A 20,491-nucleotide genomic window follows, 5' to 3' on the forward strand; every position below is an offset into this window, starting at 1 on the left:
ACAACTAGACACCCTGCAGCTCAGAAGAGAGGATGAGATTCATGCCGTTTCGCCTAAAACCTCATAAACCGTACTCCTTCTTCATCGAACATACCGAACGGAATGGATCTAGCCTGTTTGCCGACCAACTCCACGATCAGTTGGCGAACGAGGCGCATCGTCCGATCGTCCTCGTCTGTATCGGATCCGACCGCTCGACCGGAGACTCACTCGGTCCCCTCGTCGGTACGTTTCTTGAAGAACGGGCAGTCCGCAACTTATACGTTTACGGAACATTGACCAAACCGGTTCACGCGTTGAACTTGGTCGAAACGCTTCATGAAATCCAAACAAGGTTCCATCGTCCTTTAATTATCGCAATCGACGCGTGCCTCGGCCGCTTATCGAGCGTCGGTTACGTCTTTTTCTCAGAAGGTCCGCTCGCACCCGGTGCCGGCGTACAAAAAGAGTTGCCTTCGGTCGGCGAGTACAATATTAAAGCCGTCGTCAACGTGAGTGGTTTCATGGAAATGATGATTCTGCAAAATACCCGCCTTCACCTCGTCTATGAGCTCGCTCGTTTCATTACGGAAGGGTTCGCCGAGTTTGACGCCCGCGTCAACCGCCTGCATCATGAAGAGGCCGCCATCACGAGGCTTCGTCAGTCACGTGACGAGTCGAAATCTTGAGGTGACAACAAGGTGAGCAGCTGCTCAAGGTCATCTTGCGAGAAATATTTCAACTCGAGGACGCCGCCTTTACGACGCGGCCGGATCGAGACATCCATTTGGAGACGTTCTGCTAGTACCGCCTCGACGGCTTCAACGTCGGCGTTCGAGCGCTTGAGCGTCTTTTTTGCTGTGCGCTCTTTTTGTAAGAAACGCTCGAGGCGTCGAACCGTCCACTGCTCGGCGATAACTCGTCTGGCAATTTGCTCCATCGCCTGCTCGGACTTCATCCCTGTAATCGCGCGGGCATGTCCCATCGTCAACTCCCCGACCATGACGGCGTGCTGAACGGCACTCGGCAACCGGAGGAGGCGCAAACTGTTCGTCACGTGGCTTCGGCTTTTCCCGACACGTTCCGCCAACTGTTGTTGCGTCAGGCCGAGTGTCTGCATGAGCTGTTCATAGGCGAGCGCTTCTTCGATCGCGTTCAAATCTGCACGCTGAATGTTCTCGATGAGGGCAAGCTCCATGACCCGGTCCGAATCCGCCGTCACGATGAGCGCCGGGATATCTGACTTCCCTGCCAATTGCGCCGCTTGATAACGACGTTCACCGGCGATGATCTCATAAAATCCGCTCGCTTTTCGAACGACGATCGGTTGCAACACCCCGTATCGTTCAATTGACTGACGCAATTCATCTAGTTTCTCTGGCTCGAATTGTTTTCGGGGCTGATTCGGGTTCGGACGAATGAACTTGATCGGTAGCCGTTCCATATGCGTTCCTCCTTATTCGTACAACGATTGAAAAAAGCACGGGCTCACTTTTGTGGCCGTGCTTTAGGGATTCGAATTCGAATCTCGACGAACCCGTCTTCTTCGACTTCTTCAGTTTCGACTTCAATACCTGTCTTGCCGATCAGTTCGACCGAGTCACGAATCGTGTTGATGGCGATCCGTGTATCCCGAGCGAAACTTTTCGTCCGGCGATGCCGTTTCTTCGGCTTCCGCTTTTCTTCTTCGATCGGTGACAACAACAGTTCGACTCGCGCTTCCGTCTCTTTGACGTTGTACTCTTGTTCGATGATCTCGACGAGCACCTCAAGCTGCAGATGCGGATCTTTGAGCGGCAACAAGGCGCGCGCATGACGTTCGTTGATTTGACGATCCCGCAGACATTGCTTCACATCTTCGGGAAGTTTCAACAGGCGCAGCTTGTTCGCGATCGTCGATTGACTCTTGCCGAGACTTTTGGCGAGTGCGGCTTGCGTTAAACCGTTCATAGCCAAGAGACGTTCATACGCCTCTGCTTCTTCAATCGGACTGAGCTGTTCTCGTTGCAAGTTCTCGATGAGCGCGAGCGCTGCGGTCGTATCGTCATCCATATCACGGACGATGGCAGGAATCGACGACCATCCGAGCGATTTGGCCGCACGGAAGCGCCGTTCCCCGGCGATGATCTCGTAGCGGTCGAGTTCTACCCGCCTGACGACGATCGGTTGGAGCAAACCGTGCTCTTGAATCGTCACGGCCAATTCTTCAATCTTGGCCGGCTCGAACACTTTACGCGGTTGATAGCGGTTCGGAAGCAAGAGCGATAATTGAATCTCTTCGACTTGATCGTGCGGTCTGACTTGTGCCATTTCCGTAACGGCCACTTCTTGTCGATTTCCAAACCACTTGGCAAATGTTTTCTTCAACGTCGGCACCCCTTATGTAAAAAAATAAGCAGACTCCCACTGGAATCTGCTTTTAGTTTCACGTGAAACACTATTACTCAGATTAGTGGCTCTTTCGCCGGTGTCCCCGCCTTACGCGGATATTTCCCGGGCGTTTTTCGTAATTTATCTACAATTACGATATTACGCTCACTCATCTCTCCTGGCAATAGGAACTGGTGTGTCGCTTTTACTTCTCCACCGAGCACGGCCAAGGCGTTTTTCGCATCGACCAGTTCGTCGGATACTTTCGCCGCTTTGAGCGCTACGAACGTTCCGCCGACTTTTGCGAGCGGCAAACAGTACTCGGCGAGCACCGTCATCCGGGCAACGGCACGAGCTGTCACGACATCAAATTGCTCACGAAACTTTTTATTTTTTCCGAACTCTTCGGCGCGTCCATGATGGAAAGCGACCCCCTCGAGCTCAAGGGCGAGTGCGAGCTCATTCAAAAACGTGATGCGCTTGTTGAGCGAGTCGACAATCGTCACGTGTAGATGGGGGAACAAAATTTTGAGCGGTAAGCTCGGGAACCCCGCACCAGCGCCGACGTCGCATACCGTGTCGACGTTCGTGAAGTCAAAATGAAACGCCGCGCTGAGCGAATCATAAAAATGCTTCAAGTAAACTTCTTCTTTGTCCGTGATCGCCGTCAAATTCATCTTCTCGTTCCATTCGACGAGCATCTCGAAATAACGTTCGAACTGAGCAAGTTGCTTCTCGCTCAATTCGAACCCTTTTTCCTGTAACGCCTCAATAAATTGGGATTCGTTCATCGTCTCACTCCACCGTCGCGTATTGTCCTTGCTCGATGTAGACAAGAAGGATCGACACGTCGGCCGGGTTTACCCCGGAAATACGTGACGCTTGTCCAATCGAGAGCGGACGAACTTGTTTCAATTTTTGTTTCGCTTCTGTTGCCAAACCGCCGATCGCATCGTAATCGAGGTTTTCTGGGATGCGTTTTTCTTCCATCCGGCGCATCTTCTCCACTTGTTCAAGCTGTTTTGAGATATAGCCCTCATACTTCACTTGAATCTCGACTTGTTCGGCCACGTCTATTGGCAATTCCGCCGGGGCCGGCACGACCGTCATGAGCGCCTCATACGTGACTTCTGGACGCTTCAACAAGATGTTCGCATGCGTCGCCTCTTTCAACGGGTTGGCACCGAGCGTCTCGAGCATCGCGTTCACTTCCGGCGTCGGTTTGACGACGAGCGACTCCAATCGTTTCACTTCTTTCACGATCGCTTCTCGCTTCTCGTTCAGTTGGGTGTGGCGCTCTTCCGACAGAAGACCGATTTCATGACCGATGTCACTTAGACGCAAGTCAGCGTTGTCGTGGCGCAAGAGCAGACGGTACTCGGCCCGTGACGTGAGCAGACGATACGGTTCGTTCGTCCCTTTCGTCACGAGATCGTCGATCAAGACGCCGATATACGCTTGCGACCGGTCCAGGATAACCGGATCTTTCCCGAGCACTTTGCACGCCGCATTAATCCCGGCCATGACACCTTGTCCGGCCGCCTCTTCGTATCCGCTCGTCCCGTTGATTTGACCGGCCGTAAACAGACCTTCAATCGCTTTCGTCTCAAGCGTCGGCCACAGTTGCGTCGGGACGACTGCATCGTACTCAATCGCATATCCCGGACGCATCATTTCCGAGTTCTCAAGTCCCGGGATGGTGCGTAACATTTGATGCTGGACGTCTTCTGGCATACTCGTCGAGAAACCTTGAACGTAAATCTCTTCCGTATCGCGTCCTTCCGGCTCAAGGAAGATTTGGTGACGCGGCTTGTCGTTGAAGCGCACGACTTTATCTTCAATCGACGGACAATAACGCGGTCCCGTTCCTTTGATCGCACCCGAGTACATCGGCGAGCGATGCAAGTTCTCATCGATCAACTGATGCGTCCGCTCGCTCGTGTACGTGAGCCAGCATGGAATCTGTTCGATCGGGTCAAGCCCTTTTGACGTGTATGAGAACAACGTCGGGTTGTCGTCGCCCGGTTGAATCTCTGTCTTCGTGTAATCGATCGTCTTGCCGTCGATGCGCGGTGGCGTCCCTGTCTTGAAACGAACGAGTTCGATGCCGAGTTCTTCTAAATGCTTCGATAGCTCGACCGATGGCATTTGGTTGTTCGGACCGCTCTCATACGACAGTTCTCCGATGATGATTTGACCGCGCATGAACGTGCCGGTCGTGACGATGACCGCTGGGGCTCGATATTCAGAGCCTGTGTTCGTGACAACACCGGCCACTTTCCCATCTTCAATAATGAAGCGTTCGACGAGCGCTTGCCGAAGCAACAAGTTCGGTTCGTCCTCGAGCACTTTCTTCATGTGATTTTGATATTGGAACTTGTCCGCCTGCGCCCGTAATGCACGCACTGCTGGACCTTTCGACGTGTTGAGCATCTTCATTTGAATGTACGTCGCGTCAATCGCTTTCGCCATCTCGCCGCCGAGGGCATCGATTTCGCGCACGACGATTCCTTTTGCCGGGCCACCGATCGATGGGTTGCAGTACATGAACCCGACCATGTCCGGGTTCATCGTCAACATCGCCGTTTTCGCGCCCATGCGCGCCGACGCGAGTGCCGCCTCGATCCCCGCGTGACCGGCTCCGATGACGATAACGTCAAACTCGCCTGCCGTATAAGCCATATTATTTCCTCCTTCTTATTTACCAAGACAAAACTGTGAAAAGAGTTGGTCGATCAAACTCTCTTGAACCGTGTCCCCATTGATTTCACCAAGTGTATCCCACGCCCGGCGTAAATCGATTTGGACCATATCGATCGGCATATTCATAAGAGCGCTTCCGAGCGCCTCATCAATTTGTTCGATCGTTCGTTTAATGAGTTGAATGTGTCGTGCATTCGAAATGTATGTCATATCTTGCGATTCGACACCTTTAGCGAAGAACAAGTTCGAAATCGCCTTCTCGAGCGCGTCAATTCCTTCCTCGAGCAAGAGCGAAGTCGCGACAATCGGACGTCCGGTCGCTAGTTTCTCTAGCTTAGAAGAATCCATGTTTTGTGGCAAGTCCGTCTTGTTGATGATGATGATCGCATTCATTCCGGCAATCGCTTCAAACAATGCCTCGTCCTCGACCGTCAAGCCTTCGTGACCGTTCAAGACGAGCAAAATCAAATCCGCGCCCGCGAGTGCTTTTCGTGATTTCTCCACACCGATCCGTTCAACGATGTCTTCCGTTTCACGAATACCGGCCGTATCAATCAGCTTAAGGGGCACACCTTTCACGTTCACGTACTCTTCAATCGTATCACGCGTCGTTCCGGCAATTTCGGTGACAATCGCTTTCGCCTCTTGGACGAGCGTGTTCATAAGCGACGATTTCCCAACGTTCGGGCGTCCGATAATCGCTGTCGCGAGACCTTCCCGTAAGATCTTACCTTGGCGTGCCGTCTCGAGCAGTTGCTCGAGCACGCGTTTCACGTCGCCTGCCTTCTCTTCGACGATCGCTTGCGTCATCTCTTCGGCATCATACTCTGGATAATCGATATTCACTTCGACGGCTGCAATCGTTTCAAGCAGCTGTTGGCGCAAATCGCGCACGAGGCGAGATAAACGCCCTTCCATTTGCGACATGGCCACGTTCATGGCCCGATCGGTCTTTGCCCGAATCAGATCCATGACCGCCTCGGCTTGAGATAAGTCGATGCGTCCGTTTAAAAAGGCGCGTTTCGTGAACTCACCCGGTTCTGCTAATCGAATGTTCGGTTGTTCAAGGATCAACTCGAGGACACGATTGACCGCGACAATCCCACCGTGGCAGTTGATTTCGACGACGTCTTCTCGTGTGAACGTCTTCGGTGCCCGCATGACGCTGACCATCACTTCATCGACGACCTCGTCGCTGTCAGGTCGCTTCAATTTGCCGTAATGGATCGTATGTGACTCGACTTCCGTCAAGTTTTTCCCAGAAAATACGCGCGCCACCGTCTCGACGGCCTGGTCACCGGACAAGCGGACGATTCCGATTGCCCCTTCGCCCATCGGAGTCGAGATGGCTGTAATCGTGTCAAACTCTAGCATCATTCTTTCCCTCCAAACTTCATCCATTCCTTCATCATATGCATAACGCACCTACTATACACGATATTCGACTGGAACGAAAGCGTCCGACCTTTCCTAAATTCATTGCGTTTTACTCATTCACTTTTGTACAATAAAGTAATATATTTCCAAAAGGGAGTTGAAAAGGATGCGTCAGCACGAGGCAATTCACGTCTTGACTGAGACGTTACGTCATGATGAAGCGGTCCGCGCTATTTTCTTGAAAGGCTCGTTCGGTCGCAAAGAAGGTGACGAACATTCCGATGTCGATTTATATGCGATGGTGCCTGAAGATGAGCTCGATGCGTTCTTAACACGACGACGCGCACATCTCGCCGCGTACCGCCCGATATTATTAGAAGATGAGATTCATATCATCGCTCCGCAACTGATCGTCGTCTATGATAATTTCCTGCACGTCGATTTATTCACGGTGACGGAAGCTAGGTTGTACACCCAGGACGAGATCGTCACACTATACGATCCAGACGAGCTGCTCCGCCACCATCCGCGCACGCTGACGCTAACGGACCACGATCTATTCGAACACGCGTTTGATGCGATTTGGTTCTTCTTTCAATATACGAAAGCACGGGACCGTGGAAACGACGTCTGGGCGGTCGACATGCTTCGTCAAGGAATGATTCATTTTGCCTATGTACTTGCCGCGCATCATGACCCTTCCCGTGCCGCGCTCGGATTAAAAGACGCGGCCGTCCGGGACGTGATCCCGCTCCGTGAGTGGTATGAAGCGCTGACACCTTCACGCCATCCGATCGCTGCCAAACGCTACATCGCTTGGCTCGAGGAAGAGCAGGTGTTTTTCGAGACGATGTCCGGGTTCAATCGCCTCCGTCTATTTTATGATCAGTTGATTCAGCGTGAAAAAAGCCGCCCTCATTGAGGCGGCTCGTTTTTACATGGCTTCTCGTCTCGTGCGCCGCAGTGTGAAATAGAGCACCAACTCGATGAGTCCTACGGCGATTAAAAATCCGCCGAACAATTGGAACAAGACGAGCAAGCTGCTGAACGGATTCGTCAACATGAGAAGGCCGATGCCAATCCAAAGCAGGCTCGTCACGAAGAAGAAGACCCATCGGTTCGCCATCGTCCGCCGGTAACCGACGGCTTGGATCAGGCGAATGATGCCTCCGAAGACGAATAATAGACCGATGAAGATCGGCAACAGACTTGCGAGCGTCTCGGCAAAGAAAAAGACGATGAGCGCTAACAACAAATAGACGATCCCCATAAAGAACGACGGGGGAAGACCATCCCGTTTCTGACGCAACCCTTGAAAGACGGCCCACAACCCCAGGACCACCAAATAACCGGCGGCGACGTAAACGATGACGTCAAAGAAAAAACGCGGATTCAACAAAATCAACAGCCCGATCAAAAAATAGATGCCTGCTTGCAAAAGTGTCGACCGTTCCAACCGTTTGATGAGCATCTCCATTGCCATGACTCCTTTCTACATATGCGTTAAACCCGTCCTTCTCCTATTCCCGACTTTCTGCAATGTTACATCCAGACAGAAAAAAGGCTGTGAATGTTGGATTCACAGCCTTTTGGCATTACTTACGTTTTTTCTTTTTGTTCTTTTTCTCTTCTTCCACGAGGGCGGCACGTTCTGCTTCTTTCGCCGCGATTTTCGCTTCAGCTTGTACTTTCATCTTCTCACGCATCGGGAGCATGATCGCCATCGTCACGATGATCGAGATGATATAACCGACGACCCAGTACATCGAGAGGGCTGCCGGTAGCGTGATCGACATGACGAAGATCATGACCGGGAAGATGTAGAGCATCATTTTCAATTGCGGGTTTTGTTCTTGACCTGCCATTGAAATCTTTTGTTGCGCATAAGTCAAAATCGCAGCAAGAATCGGCAAGATAAACGTCGGATCTGGTGCCCCGAGATCGAACCAGAGGAAACGAGCTTCGAAGATTTCCGGTGTCCGGCGGATTGCATCGTAGAACGCAAAGAGGATTGGCATTTGAATCAAGATTGGCAAACAACCTGCGAGCGGGTTGATTTGATACTCTTGATACATTTTCATCATTTCTTCTTGTAGCTTACGCTGTGTCTCTTGGTCTTTCGAGCTGTACTTCTCACGAAGTTTCAACATTTCCGGTTGCAATACTTGCATCGCACCCATACTCTTCGTCTGTTTGATCATGAGCGGCAAAATTAACAGACGGACAATGATCGTCGCGACGATAATCGAATACCCATACTGCCATGTACCACCAATTAAGTACGCAGCTTCTTTCAATAACCATGCAAGGGGCCAAACAAAATATTTTGCCCAAAAGCCTTCTGTCTCAGCCGTGATCGGCTCTCCTTGGATCGTCGAAGGGTCGACACAACCAGCCATTAACAAAATGGCACCAGTCATAACGGCTAACAATCCTAATTTCAGCTGTTTGCTCATAGTTCCTCCTACACTTTCTGTATCGATTCTTTTTTGTATCATCTCACGTCTATCGGTCAATCCTGGTTAGTTTACGTTATATATGAAAGAACGAGTCCGGATTGCAGTGGACGTTCGACTTATCTTGACTTCCAAACTTTCGCTCGCTTAAAGGCATGCTTCAAGCTTTCCGTCACTTCATCTTGCGACAAAGCCGTTGCCGGTTTACGTGCAATGATGACGTATTGATACGGTGCCACGTTCGGTTCAAGTAGGCGAAGCGACTCACGCATCAACCGTTTCATTCGATTTCGTTCTACGGCGTTTCCTAACTTCTTGCTGACAGAAAGTCCGACCCGAAAATGCGCTTGATCCGCTTTGAGCGTGTAGACGACAAACTGACGATTGGCCACGGAGCGTCCTTCGCGAAACACCGCTTGGAACTCTTCATTCTTTTGCAAACGGTATTCTTTTTTCAAAATTCTCACTCCATCCTTCGGTTCAAAAATCGTCAACTAACATCATACCATATCCCATTCGTTTCAACGAGGGCGAATCAGCTTTTTCAATTTGATTGTGTGACAAAAAAAAGATTGCCCAAGGATCAATCCCCAGGCAATCTTGTGATCGTTATTAGACAGTCAAGGCTTTGCGGCCTTTACGACGGCGAGCTGCAAGAATGTTGCGGCCGTTTTTCGTCGCCATACGCGCACGGAATCCGTGAACTTTTTTACGCTTACGGTTGTTTGGGTTAAACGTTGGTTTCATGGTTAAGCACCTCCTCAAGGTTAACGCTCTATTAGCAAGTTATGGTTTCATTTAAGGCAGTCTTTAAGATTATATAAACTGTGTCTTCGATTGTCAATCCATTTTCAGCAGGTTTTCCTGATCCCCCGCAATCGTCATCCCGATTGACCACTTGAGTAGGGGAGGGGAACGATTGCCACCATTTGCTTAAGTTGGCAGCAGAAACTTGACACGATGTTTACATCAACGCTCGTACTATCTTTACAAATAGCATAGCTAAGCCATTTTATCCACATGATTTGCTAGTTATCCACACTTATATGTGAATAACTCCTCTTTTTTCAACAAAGTTATCCTCTTATTTTTTAAAATATCGTTTTCCTCTCTTACAAAAATGTTATTCACATTTCTTTCTTCCTCTTTTGTGCATAACTTTTTACCTCGAGTATTCCTCTTATCTCGTTTATCCACAACATATCCACAGTTTATCCACACTATACACAGCATGTGGATAAGTGCCTGTGGATTGTTTTCGCAGTCTGTGGATAAATATCAAAAAGCGTTGCCACGTCTATTTTATTTTGATAAACTGAATGTGCACAAACTTGTGGATGAACTTTCAGTCATAACAAGATATACACAGGCTGTGGATAACTGTTATCCCCACCATCAACACCGTGTGGATAACTTTATCCACAGTTTTTGTTCTCTGTGGATAATCCTAGTATGTACTATAGAATAGTGATTGTGTATATCGTGTGAATAAGTTTCGCCAACATAAACGGTAAAGGAGGTCTTTCATTGAAAAATGCTCAAGAGATTTGGAGAAACGTTCTGTCTTTGATCGAAGAAGAAGAACGTACACCAAAAGCAAGTTTTGACATGTGGTTGAAGTCGACAGAAGGTATTTCATTGATGGGGACGACACTCGTCGTATCTGCGCCAGCCAGTTTCATCGTGACTTGGCTCGAGCGTCAATACTTATCCTTGTTGCAAGACACGGTCGAAGAAGTGACGAACAATAAGCTTGAGATTCATTTTATTGAGGAGTCACAAGCACACAAGTATGCACCTGCTGACGGATTGCCCTCGAAAGAAACGATTGCTGTCACGGAAACGAAAGAACAGCCCGTTCCAGTCCTATCAAAAGAGGAAGCAAGTCTCGGACAATTGAACGATAAGTACATCTTTGAGACGTTTGTCATTGGTTCGGGCAACCGCTTTGCCCATGCGGCATCGCTCGCTGTCGCTGAAGCACCGGCTCGAGCGTACAACCCGCTCTTTATTTATGGAGGCGTCGGGTTAGGCAAAACCCACCTCATGCATGCCATCGGTCACTACGTGAAAGGGCAGAAACCAGGAGCCCGAATCGCTTACGTTTCCTCTGAGAAGTTCACGAATGAATTCATCAATTCAATTCGGGATAACAAGACAGAGGAGTTCCGCAACCGCTATCGCAATATTGACGTGTTATTAATCGATGACATTCAGTTCTTAGCGGGGAAAGAACAGACACAAGAAGAGTTCTTCCACACGTTCAATGCGCTCCACAATGACCAGAAACAAATCGTCATCTCGAGCGATCGACCACCGAAAGAAATACCGACATTAGAAGACCGTCTCCGTTCACGCTTCGAATGGGGGCTCATCACGGATATCACGCCGCCTGACTTAGAAACACGAATCGCGATTTTACGTAAAAAAGCGACAGCCGAAGGACTCGACATCCCCAACGAAGTCATGCTATATATCGCCAACCAAATCGATACGAACATTCGTGAGTTAGAAGGAGCGTTGACACGCGTCGTCGCTTACGCAAAACTCGTCGCCCGTCCAATCGATCCCGATGTAGCCGCAGAAGCGCTGCATAACATCATGCCCGTCCAAGAAGCGAAGAAAATCGTCATTCGGGACATCCAAGAAATCGTCGGACGTCACTTTAATATAGAAGTCGATGAACTAAAGGCGAAAAAACGAACGAAAACGCTCGCTTTCCCTCGACAAATCGCAATGTACTTGTCACGTGAGATGACAGAGAGTTCATTACCGAAAATTGGGGAAGAGTTCGGAGGACGGGATCATACGACAGTAATCCACGCTCATGAGAAGATCAGCACGTTGTTGAAACATGATCCTGAAATGCAAGAGACGATTCAAACGTTGAAAAAGGCGTTGTCTTAAAATACAGCCTGAAATCTATGTGGATAACCTGTGGATAAACACCCTCACTTATCCACAGGTTATTCACAGGCAAAATGGCTCAACACGAGTGGTTAAAGGCACTTATCCCCACTATCCACAGCCCTTATTACTATTATGACTTAAATAATACTATTATTATTAACTACTACGACTCATTTCACTTAGGAGGAATTATCCACATGCATTTAACGATTCAGCGAGATGTATTCATGCAAGCCGTACAAGATGTATCAAAAGCTGTCGCTTCACGAACAACGATTCCAATTCTTACAGGATTGAAACTTGAAGCACATGCGGATGGTTTGACCCTTACAGGCAGCGATACTGAGATTTCGATTGAACGTTTGATTCCTGTCGAAGAAGGCGGTATCGAGCTCATCCAAATCCAACGGGCCGGCAGTGTCGTCTTAAACGCTCGTTTCCTTGGAGAAATCGTCAAGAAGCTTCCGACGAACGAAGTGACGCTCGAAGTGTCCCCGAACTTTATGACGCGTATCGAATCAGGACAAGCCGAGTTTCATTTGAACGGACTCGACCCTGACGAATATCCGCGCCTCCCGGAACTCGCAAGCGACCGCCGCTTCTATTTGCCGGCTGATTTGTTAAAGACGATCATTCGTCAAACGAGCTTCGCTGTTTCGTCACAAGAAACACGACCAGTTCTGACGGGTGTGAATTTCTCGGCTGAAAAAGGGTTCCTCACATGTGTGGCAACGGATAGTCACCGCTTGGCACTTCGTCGTGCCCGTTTTGAGACGGATAATGATTTGACGTTCCAAAACGTTGTCGTTCCAGGACGCTCGCTTAACGAACTCGCCAAGCTGCTCGATCGTGAAGAGTTGCCAATCGAAATCGTCTTGACGGACCAACAGATCTTGTTCCGCATGAAAAATATCTCGTTCTTCTCGCGTCTCTTAGACGGAGCTTATCCAGACACGTCGCGCTTGATCCCGGAAGAGTACCGGACTGCAGTCCGTCTGAACGCGAAAGACTTCTTGCAGGCGATTGATCGCGCCTCACTTCTCGCACGTGCTGATCGCAACAACGTCATCAAGTTTGTCGCTGAAGAAGCGACGACAGTCGAAGTGAGCTCACATTCTCCGGAAGTCGGAAAAGTGTCAGAGCGCGTGAGCATTCTATCGCTCGAAGGGGAAGAACTCAAAATCTCATTCAACTCGAAATTCGTCATGGATGCACTCCGCGCCCTTGATGCTTCTGAGATCGAGATTCAATTCACTGGTTCTATGCGTCCGTTCATTTTGCGTCCGGTCGAACAAGATAGTGTCCTCCAGTTGATTTTGCCAGTTCGTACATCGTGACAGTGACGAGCCGGAATGGGGATGATAAGGTACTTTGCCTTATCATCCCCATTTTTGCCTTATTCGACGTTTTTCGATAAACTAATAAGTATGGCGATTTTTTGTAATTAGTATGAAAGAAAGGGAGTGACGACATGAACAAAGTGTCGATTACAACCGAGTATGTAACACTCGGACAATTTTTAAAGTTGGCGGATATTATCTCAAGCGGAGGCCAAGCAAAGTTTTTCTTGGAAGACGTGCAAATTAAAGTGAACGGTGAAGTGGATCAACGTCGCGGACGTAAGCTCCGTGACGGAGATAAGATCGAAGTCGAAGGCTTCGGAGATTTCCAAATCGAGGGCAACTAACGTGCGTCTAATGTCGATCCGATTGCAAAACTACCGCAACTACGAAACCCTCGAGCTTGATTTCTCAGATCAGACGAACGTTCTCATCGGTGAGAACGCCCAGGGGAAAACGAATCTGCTCGAATCGATTTACGTACTTGCGCTGGCCAAATCGCATCGGACGACACAAGATCGCGAGTTGATTGGATGGGAGTCCGATGCCGCATTCATCGAGGGGCGGATCCATAAACGGACAGGTGAGACGGTCCAGTCCCTCACGTTCTCCTCAAAAGGCAAAAAAGCGAAGCTGAATCATCTGGAACAACGGCGACTTAGCGATTATGTCGGCGCATTCAACGTCGTCTTGTTCGCTCCAGAAGACCTTGCGATCGTCAAAGGTAGCCCGCAAGGCCGCAGACGATTTTTAGACATGGAAATCGGTCAAGTCAGTCCAGTGTACTTGCACGACTTGAATCAATATTTGAAAACGTTGAAGCAACGGAACGCTTTGTTAAAGCAGCTATCGATTAAAGGTGGGGACGAGACATTGCTCGAAGTCCTGACCGACCAGTTGATTGAAGTCGCTGTGAAAATCGTTTCAAGACGGCACCACTTTATCGATCAGCTAGAGAAATGGGCGGGACCCATTCATGCAGGGATCACGCGAAACCTAGAGACGCTGACGATTCAGTACGTATCGGACACGTTCCAAAAAGAACGTCACACGAAAGAACAGATGTTTGAAACGTATCGACAAAAGTTTGATAAAATAAGAGAGAACGAACGAAGACGAGGAGTGACCTTATTCGGTCCTCATCGCGACGACTTCGAATTGTACGTGAACGATCGAAACGTCCAAACGTTCGGTTCACAAGGTCAGCAACGCACGGCGGCCTTGTCTTTGAAACTAGCGGAGATTGAACTGATTCATGAAGAAGTCGGGGAGTACCCGCTCTTGTTGTTAGACGACGTTTTGTCAGAACTCGATGACCATCGCCAAACCCATCTGCTCGACACGATGGGAAAAAAAGTTCAAACGATCCTTACGACGACGAATATCGATGGGATTGCCCACGAAACGATTCAACAAGCTAAAGTGTTTCACGTGAAACAAGGAGAAGTTGAATCCGAATCTGTATAACGTAAAGCCAGTCAAGACGAACACCAATTCATGTATAGTAGGTGAACAAAACCGATGAGTAACGAAAACGAAAAACAAATGCAAGACTACGGTGCCGATCAGATTCAAGTACTTGAAGGTTTAGAAGCAGTCCGTAAGCGCCCTGGGATGTATATCGGTTCAACGAGTTCACGAGGTCTCCACCACTTGGTGTGGGAAATCGTCGATAACTCGATCGATGAAGCGCTCGCTGGTCATTGTGAAACGATCACAGTGACGGTAGAGCCAGGGAATTCGATTGTGGTCGAAGACGACGGTCGAGGAATCCCGGTCGACATTCAGAAGAAGACCGGACGTCCAGCCGTTGAGGTCATTTTCACGGTCTTACACGCGGGCGGGAAGTTCGGCGGCGGCGGATATAAAGTGTCCGGTGGTTTACACGGCGTCGGTGCATCCGTCGTCAACGCCTTGTCGACCAAGCTCGAAGTGTTCGTCCGTCGAAACGGAAATGTCTACTACCAATCGTTCAAACGCGGTGTCCCGCAAGGCGAATTAGAGATTGTAGGAACGACCGACAAGACAGGAACAACGGTTCGTTTCTTCCCCGATGGTGACATCTTTGAAGAGACGCTCGAATATGATTTCGATTTGCTTGCCACGCGTCTGCGTGAACTTGCTTTCTTAAACAAAGGGTTGCGCATCATCGCTAAAGATGAGCGCGGCGACGAGACGATTGAGCGAAACTATCATTACGAGGGTGGAATCAAGTCGTACGTCGAACACTTGAACCGCTCGAAGGCATCGATCCATGAAGAACCGGTCTACGTTCACGGGACGAAGGACGGGATTGAAGTCGAGATCGCCCTTCAGTACAACGAAGGGTTCGCAAGCAACATTTACTCGTTCACGAACAATATCCCAACTCATGAAGGCGGGACGCACGAGACAGGCTTCAAGACGGCCCTTACGCGTTCCATCAACGACTACGCAAAACGCTTCGGTCTCATGAAAGAAGCGGATGGCAGTCTGTCAGGGGACGACGTCCGCGAAGGCTTGACGGCCATCGTTTCGGTCAAACACCCGTCGCCACAGTTCGAAGGGCAGACGAAGACGAAGCTCGGCAACGCTGACGCCCGGACAGCGACCGACTCATTGTTCACGGATACGTTCGAACAATTCTTGCTCGAAAACCCGTCGGTCGGCCGTTTGATCGTCGACAAAGGACTGATGGCTGCTCGAGCTCGCCTCGCGGCAAAACGTGCCCGTGAGATGACGCGACGTAAAGGGATCCTCGAAGTCAGTTCATTGCCAGGGAAATTGGCCGACTGTTCATCTAAGGATGCGTCGAAATCTGAACTTTATATCGTTGAGGGTGACTCGGCCGGTGGTTCGGCGAAATCTGGACGCGACCGCCACTTCCAAGCGATTTTGCCAATTCGCGGTAAAATCATCAACGTGGAAAAGGCACGTCTCGACAAAATTTTAGCGAACCAAGAAGTCCGCACGATCATCACAGCGCTTGGCACTGGGATCGCAGAAGAATTCGATCTCGGGAAGGCTCGTTATCATAAATTGATTATCATGACCGATGCCGACGTCGATGGTGCCCACATCCGGACATTGTTGCTCACGTTTTTCTACCGGTACATGCGTCCGCTCATCGAGAGCGGTTACGTTTATATCGCCCAGCCGCCGCTTTACGGTGTGAAGCACGGAAAAGAGATCGTGTACGTCCAAAACGATCGCGAATTGCAGGAAGCGATTAAGCGCCTTCCTGAAAATGCACGATATAGCGTCCAGCGTTACAAAGGTCTCGGTGAGATGGACCCAGAACAGTTGTGGAGTACGACGATGAACCCAGAATCGCGCTCGATGCTGCGGGTTGACCTTCAAGATGCCATCGAGGCGGATGAGATCTTTGAGACGCTCATGGGAGACAATGTCGAGCCGCGTCGCGATTTCATCCAGTCACATGCGCACTATGTGAAAAACCTCGATATTTAAACAGAAGGGTAGGCAATAACGAATGGCAGAACAAGAAAATATCAAGGATATAAATATTAGCCAAGAGATGCGGACGTCGTTCATGGACTATGCGATGAGCGTTATCGTGTCACGTGCCCTTCCAGACGTAAGGGACGGTTTAAAGCCGGTCCACCGTCGTATTCTCTATGCAATGAACGAGCTCGGTATTCGGGCTGATAAACCGCATAAGAAATCGGCTCGTGTCGTCGGTGACGTCATCGGTAAGTATCACCCGCACGGTGACTCGGCCGTTTACGAGACGATGGTGCGCATGGCTCAAGATTTCAGCTATCGTTACGAACTTGTCGACGGACACGGAAACTTCGGGTCTGTCGACGGGGACTCAGCGGCCGCGATGCGTTATACGGAAGCCCGAATGTCTAAAATTGCGATGGAACTCGTACGCGACATCGGTAAAAACACGATTGATTACCAAGCGAACTTCGACGGTGAGGAAAAAGAACCGGTCGTCATGCCAGCTCGGTTCCCGAACTTCCTCGTCAACGGGACGAGCGGAATCGCTGTCGGGATGGCGACGAACGTACCGCCGCATAACTTGAACGAGGTGATTGACGGAGTGCTCGCACTTACGCACAACCCTGACATTACTATCGCTGAATTGATGCAACATATTCCGGGCCCAGACTTCCCGACATCAGGGGAGATTTTAGGCCGGAGCGGTATCCGTCGCGCCTATGAAACAGGCCGTGGCTCAATTACGATGCGTGCAAAAGCAGAGATCGAAGTGTTGAAAAATGGCCGCGAACGTATTCTCGTCCATGAAATCCCTTATCAAGTGAACAAAGCGCGTCTTGTTGAGAAGATTGCCGATTTGGTGCGGGATAAGAAAATCGAAGGCATCACTGACTTACGCGATGAATCCGACCGCAACGGTATGCGTGTCGTCATCGAAGTTCGACGCGATGCCAACGCGAGTGTCATTTTGAACAACTTGTACAAGCAGACACCGATGCAGACGACGTTTGGGGTAAACATGCTCGCGCTCGTCGGCGGCCGTCCGAAGACACTCAACTTGAAACAAGCGATTTACTATTACATCGAACACCAAAAAGAAGTCGTCCGTCGCCGGACTCAATTCGACCTCGATAAGGCTGAGGCGCGGGCACATATTCTTGAAGGATTGCGCGTTGCCCTCGATCATCTCGACGAAGTTATCGCTCTCATCCGGAGCACACGCACTGGAGATGAGGCGCGTGAGAAATTGATTGCCCGTTTCGGTCTTTCTACGGAACAAACGCAAGCGATTTTGGATATGCGTCTTCAACGATTGACAGGGTTGGAGCGGGAGAAAATCGAAGGCGAGTATCGTGAAGTTCAAGCGTTGATCGAAGAACTTCGTGCCATCCTCGGTGATGAAGAGCTTCTTCTCGATATCATCCGCAACGAACTGACTGAAATCAAAGAACGTTACGGTGATGCACGCCGCACCGTGATTCGCACAGACATCGTCGAACTCGAAGATGAAGATTTGATTCCAGTACGTGACATGATGATCACGCTCACGAGTGAAGGCTACATCAAGTCGATCCCGACCGACTCGTACCGGACGCAACGACGTGGTGGTCGCGGGAAACAAGGGATGGGGACGAACGATGAAGACTTCGTACTTCGTCTACTGTCGGCCTCGACGCACGATACGATCTTGTTCTTCACGAACTTCGGACGTGTTTTCCGTTTGAAAGGATACGAGATTCCGGAGATGAGTCGAACGGCGAAAGGAATGCCGATCATCAACTTGCTTCAAGTCGATAAAGGCGAAAAAGTCGAAACGATGATTCCGGTTGACTTTAACAGTTATTTGGCTGATAAAGCGATCACGGAAGAGGTAAGTGAAGACTCGGAAGCGGAAGTGGCAGATGAACAATTGTCGCTCGTCTTCATTACGAAACAAGGTCTCGTGAAGCGTTCGCCGCTTTCTGCTTACGCTCGGATCAATAAAAACGGCTTGCGCGCCATCAGCTTGAATGAAACGGATGAACTCGTTACGGTTCGTCTCGCGAAGAGTGACGATGAGATGTTGATTGTGACCCGTGAAGGGATGTCGATTCGTTTCCCACTCGAAGGAGAAGTACGTTCAATGGGCCGTACGGCTCGAGGTGTACGTGCGATTCGATTGAAAAAAGACGACGATCAAGTCGTATCGATGGAAATCGTCCGGTCAACGCAAGACGTTCTCATTATTACGGAAAAAGGATATGGCAAACGTACCGCCATGGAGCAATTCCGTACGCAAGGACGAGGCGGTTCGGGAATCATCGGTATTAAGACCGATCGAGGAACGGTCGTCGGGATGCGCGTCGTCGATGAGGATGACGATATCATGCTCATGACCGAGCTCGGTGTCGCAATTCGGATTGACTCACAGACCATTTCACAAATGGGACGCAGCACGCGCGGTGTGAAAGTGATGAACATCGAAGACGGTGATCGTCTGGCAACCATCGCGAAATTGAAAAAAGATGAGCTAGAAGAGGAATCGGCAGTCGATATGGAGAATGGATTTGTTGGTGAAGCACCGGAAATCGGCCCATCGTCTGAAGAGACCGAGTAAGGCGAAAAGGTCGAACGGAGCTTCCGTTCGACCTTTTTTATGTAGGAGGAGGAATGAGCATGCGGTTAGCCATTTCGAACGTGCACGTCGGGATGACGTTAAAGACGTCGGTATCCTCGTTAGAAGCGGGAATCAAACTGACAAACGAACATTTACGCTTGCTCCGGTTTTTGAAAGTTGAAGCGATAGAAGTGGATCCTGTCGAACGTCGCCGATTTACTCGTAACGAGGAACAAGAGGTCTGTTCTAAAATTGTTCAATACGAACGGCATTATAATCAGTGGGAAGAACGAATTGCTTTGAACCCGTATGAAGCTTTAGAGTTTGTCCATCAACTGTTTCAAACGGATTATCCGTTGTCAGCCATCGTCGCGTTTTTTACAGACCAACCTCTCCGTAAAAATCACGTAATCCATCATGCCATCTATCGCGCATTGATTGCAAAGTCGCTTTCGAAGTATCGAGGGGATGAGCATCGTCTGCAATTTGATTATGGAATCGCGTCTTACTTTGCAGATGCAAGCTATGCCAAAATCCGCAAATGGTCGCACATGCGATACTTTACAAAAATGGAGCGGGAACTATTATACCAACATCCTCTCGTATCTGCGTCGATGCTCCCTGAAGATGAAACGTTGCGTCCCCGAGTCGTCAAATTGATCACGGAACATCATGAGCGGTTAGACGGTTCAGGGTTCCCAAATCGACTCGAGGAGCGTGAACTTCATCCGGCGTCTCCACTCTTTATTGTCGCTGACCGGTTTTGTCAATTGACGGCGCCTCGCACGTTCCGTAACGCGTTGACTCCTGAAGAAGCTTACTTTTATATGTGGCAAAACGAAGCGTACGATGAAGAGGCGCTGACGCTGTTGGCTACTTTGCTTGGTTTTTTCGAAGTCGGACGCAACGTGTTGCTCAGTAGCGGCGTACGCGGAACGATTCAACATTACACCCCACGCGTGGAACAACCGATTGTCATCTCGGAACCGACACAAGAAACATATGATTTAACTCGGTTGAACGAAGTTCGGATTGTAGCTTTTCAATAAGGTATGCGACGTGTTCCTTCTATATATGCGATAGAAGGAGACACGTCGTTTTTTATTATTTTTAAATATTTTATTTTTATAGTTGACGAATAGATTAACAGATGCTATTATAAATGAGTCGCTAAGAGCGACAGACGAACTTTGAAAACTGAACGATGAGGCAAAAAAAGTTTTACAAGTTTTGATTGAAGCGCAAGCTTCGTCATTTTCAAGAGCTATATCAAATTCTTTGGAGAGTTTGATCCTGGCTCAGGACGAACGCTG

18 protein-coding genes are annotated in these 20,491 nt (G+C 49.5%); 9 read left to right on the plus strand and 9 right to left on the minus strand.

Translation table 11 applies throughout. The features are described 5' to 3' along the window. The first annotated feature begins 41 nt into the window (after positions 1–41). Positions 42–668 (plus strand): spore protease YyaC, encoded by a 627-nt coding sequence (gene yyaC, locus JJU47_RS01880; RefSeq protein ID WP_228615854.1) that lies wholly within the window; start codon positions 42–44, stop codon positions 666–668. Here the strand turns inward: yyaC and JJU47_RS01885 are convergent. The 5 genes from JJU47_RS01885 to mnmE form a co-directional block, all read right to left on the minus strand. Further along, positions 641–1,423 carry a ParB/RepB/Spo0J family partition protein gene (locus JJU47_RS01885; RefSeq protein ID WP_228615855.1) on the minus strand — a complete coding sequence of 261 codons (783 nt, stop codon included), beginning with the start codon at positions 1,421–1,423 and terminating at the stop codon, positions 641–643. The genes yyaC and JJU47_RS01885 overlap by 28 nt on opposite strands. A 44-nt stretch (positions 1,424–1,467) precedes the next feature. Beyond that, positions 1,468–2,346 carry a nucleoid occlusion protein gene (noc, locus tag JJU47_RS01890; protein WP_228615856.1) on the minus strand — a complete coding sequence of 293 codons (879 nt, stop codon included), beginning with the start codon at positions 2,344–2,346 and terminating at the stop codon, positions 1,468–1,470. A 77-nt stretch (positions 2,347–2,423) separates the two neighbouring features. After that, on the minus strand, positions 2,424–3,140 hold the full coding sequence (gene rsmG, locus JJU47_RS01895) for a 16S rRNA (guanine(527)-N(7))-methyltransferase RsmG (RefSeq protein ID WP_228615857.1): 717 nt from the start codon (positions 3,138–3,140) through the stop codon (positions 2,424–2,426). A gap of 4 nt (positions 3,141–3,144) precedes the next feature. Then, a complete protein-coding gene (gene mnmG, locus JJU47_RS01900; RefSeq protein ID WP_228615858.1) occupies positions 3,145–5,031 on the minus strand; it encodes a tRNA uridine-5-carboxymethylaminomethyl(34) synthesis enzyme MnmG in 1,887 nt (628 codons plus the stop codon). Positions 5,032–5,046: 15 nt separating this feature from the next. Then, positions 5,047–6,426: a tRNA uridine-5-carboxymethylaminomethyl(34) synthesis GTPase MnmE gene (mnmE, locus tag JJU47_RS01905; protein ID WP_228615868.1), complete on the minus strand. Its 1,380-nt coding sequence runs from the start codon at positions 6,424–6,426 to the stop codon at positions 5,047–5,049. A gap of 169 nt (positions 6,427–6,595) precedes the next feature. Here mnmE and JJU47_RS01910 point away from each other — a divergent pair, with 169 nt between their 5' ends. Next, complete coding sequence (locus JJU47_RS01910) at positions 6,596–7,351, plus strand: nucleotidyltransferase domain-containing protein (RefSeq protein ID WP_228615859.1); 756 nt, start codon at positions 6,596–6,598, stop codon at positions 7,349–7,351. Positions 7,352–7,363: 12 nt separating this feature from the next. Here the strand turns inward: JJU47_RS01910 and JJU47_RS01915 are convergent, their stop codons facing one another. The 4 genes from JJU47_RS01915 to rpmH all read right to left on the minus strand — a co-directional run bounded on the left by JJU47_RS01915 (position 7,364) and on the right by rpmH (position 9,632). Next, positions 7,364–7,906 carry an HdeD family acid-resistance protein gene (locus tag JJU47_RS01915; protein WP_228615860.1) on the minus strand — a complete coding sequence of 181 codons (543 nt, stop codon included), beginning with the start codon at positions 7,904–7,906 and terminating at the stop codon, positions 7,364–7,366. Between the two features lie 118 nt (positions 7,907–8,024). Next, a complete protein-coding gene (gene yidC / locus JJU47_RS01920) occupies positions 8,025–8,885 on the minus strand; it encodes a membrane protein insertase YidC (RefSeq protein WP_029334003.1) in 861 nt (286 codons plus the stop codon). A gap of 119 nt (positions 8,886–9,004) precedes the next feature. Next, positions 9,005–9,343 (minus strand): ribonuclease P protein component, encoded by a 339-nt coding sequence (gene rnpA / locus JJU47_RS01925; RefSeq protein ID WP_228615861.1) that lies wholly within the window; start codon positions 9,341–9,343, stop codon positions 9,005–9,007. Positions 9,344–9,497: 154 nt separating this feature from the next. After that, positions 9,498–9,632, minus strand: coding sequence for a 50S ribosomal protein L34 (gene rpmH, locus JJU47_RS01930; RefSeq protein ID WP_015880216.1), 135 nt, complete (start codon positions 9,630–9,632; stop codon positions 9,498–9,500). Between the two features lie 780 nt (positions 9,633–10,412). Here rpmH and dnaA point away from each other — a divergent pair. The 7 genes from dnaA to JJU47_RS01965 all read left to right on the plus strand — a co-directional run bounded on the left by dnaA (position 10,413) and on the right by JJU47_RS01965 (position 20,227). Continuing rightward, positions 10,413–11,792, plus strand: a complete 1,380-nt coding sequence (dnaA, locus tag JJU47_RS01935; protein WP_228615862.1) for a chromosomal replication initiator protein DnaA — start codon at positions 10,413–10,415, stop codon at positions 11,790–11,792. A gap of 200 nt (positions 11,793–11,992) precedes the next feature. Beyond that, the gene (dnaN, locus tag JJU47_RS01940) at positions 11,993–13,132 is read left to right on the plus strand and encodes a DNA polymerase III subunit beta (RefSeq protein WP_228615863.1); all 1,140 of its coding nucleotides are present in this window, start codon (positions 11,993–11,995) and stop codon (positions 13,130–13,132) included. A 134-nt stretch (positions 13,133–13,266) separates the two neighbouring features. Next, on the plus strand, positions 13,267–13,482 hold the full coding sequence (yaaA, locus tag JJU47_RS01945) for a S4 domain-containing protein YaaA (RefSeq protein ID WP_024371095.1): 216 nt from the start codon (positions 13,267–13,269) through the stop codon (positions 13,480–13,482). A gap of 1 nt (position 13,483) precedes the next feature. After that, positions 13,484–14,602 carry a DNA replication/repair protein RecF gene (recF, locus tag JJU47_RS01950; RefSeq protein WP_228615864.1) on the plus strand — a complete coding sequence of 373 codons (1,119 nt, stop codon included), beginning with the start codon at positions 13,484–13,486 and terminating at the stop codon, positions 14,600–14,602. A gap of 54 nt (positions 14,603–14,656) precedes the next feature. Continuing rightward, positions 14,657–16,585 (plus strand): DNA topoisomerase (ATP-hydrolyzing) subunit B, encoded by a 1,929-nt coding sequence (gene gyrB / locus JJU47_RS01955; RefSeq protein WP_228615865.1) that lies wholly within the window; start codon positions 14,657–14,659, stop codon positions 16,583–16,585. 22 nt (positions 16,586–16,607) lie between these two features. Next, positions 16,608–19,178, plus strand: coding sequence for a DNA gyrase subunit A (gene gyrA / locus JJU47_RS01960; protein WP_228615866.1), 2,571 nt, complete (start codon positions 16,608–16,610; stop codon positions 19,176–19,178). Between the two features lie 59 nt (positions 19,179–19,237). Next, the gene (locus JJU47_RS01965) at positions 19,238–20,227 is read left to right on the plus strand and encodes an HD-GYP domain-containing protein (RefSeq protein ID WP_228615867.1); all 990 of its coding nucleotides are present in this window, start codon (positions 19,238–19,240) and stop codon (positions 20,225–20,227) included. The last annotated feature ends 264 nt before the right edge of the window (positions 20,228–20,491 follow it).

It is taken from the genome of Exiguobacterium sp. (assembly GCF_020832205.1).
Lineage (GTDB): Bacteria > Bacillota > Bacilli > Exiguobacteriales > Exiguobacteriaceae > Exiguobacterium.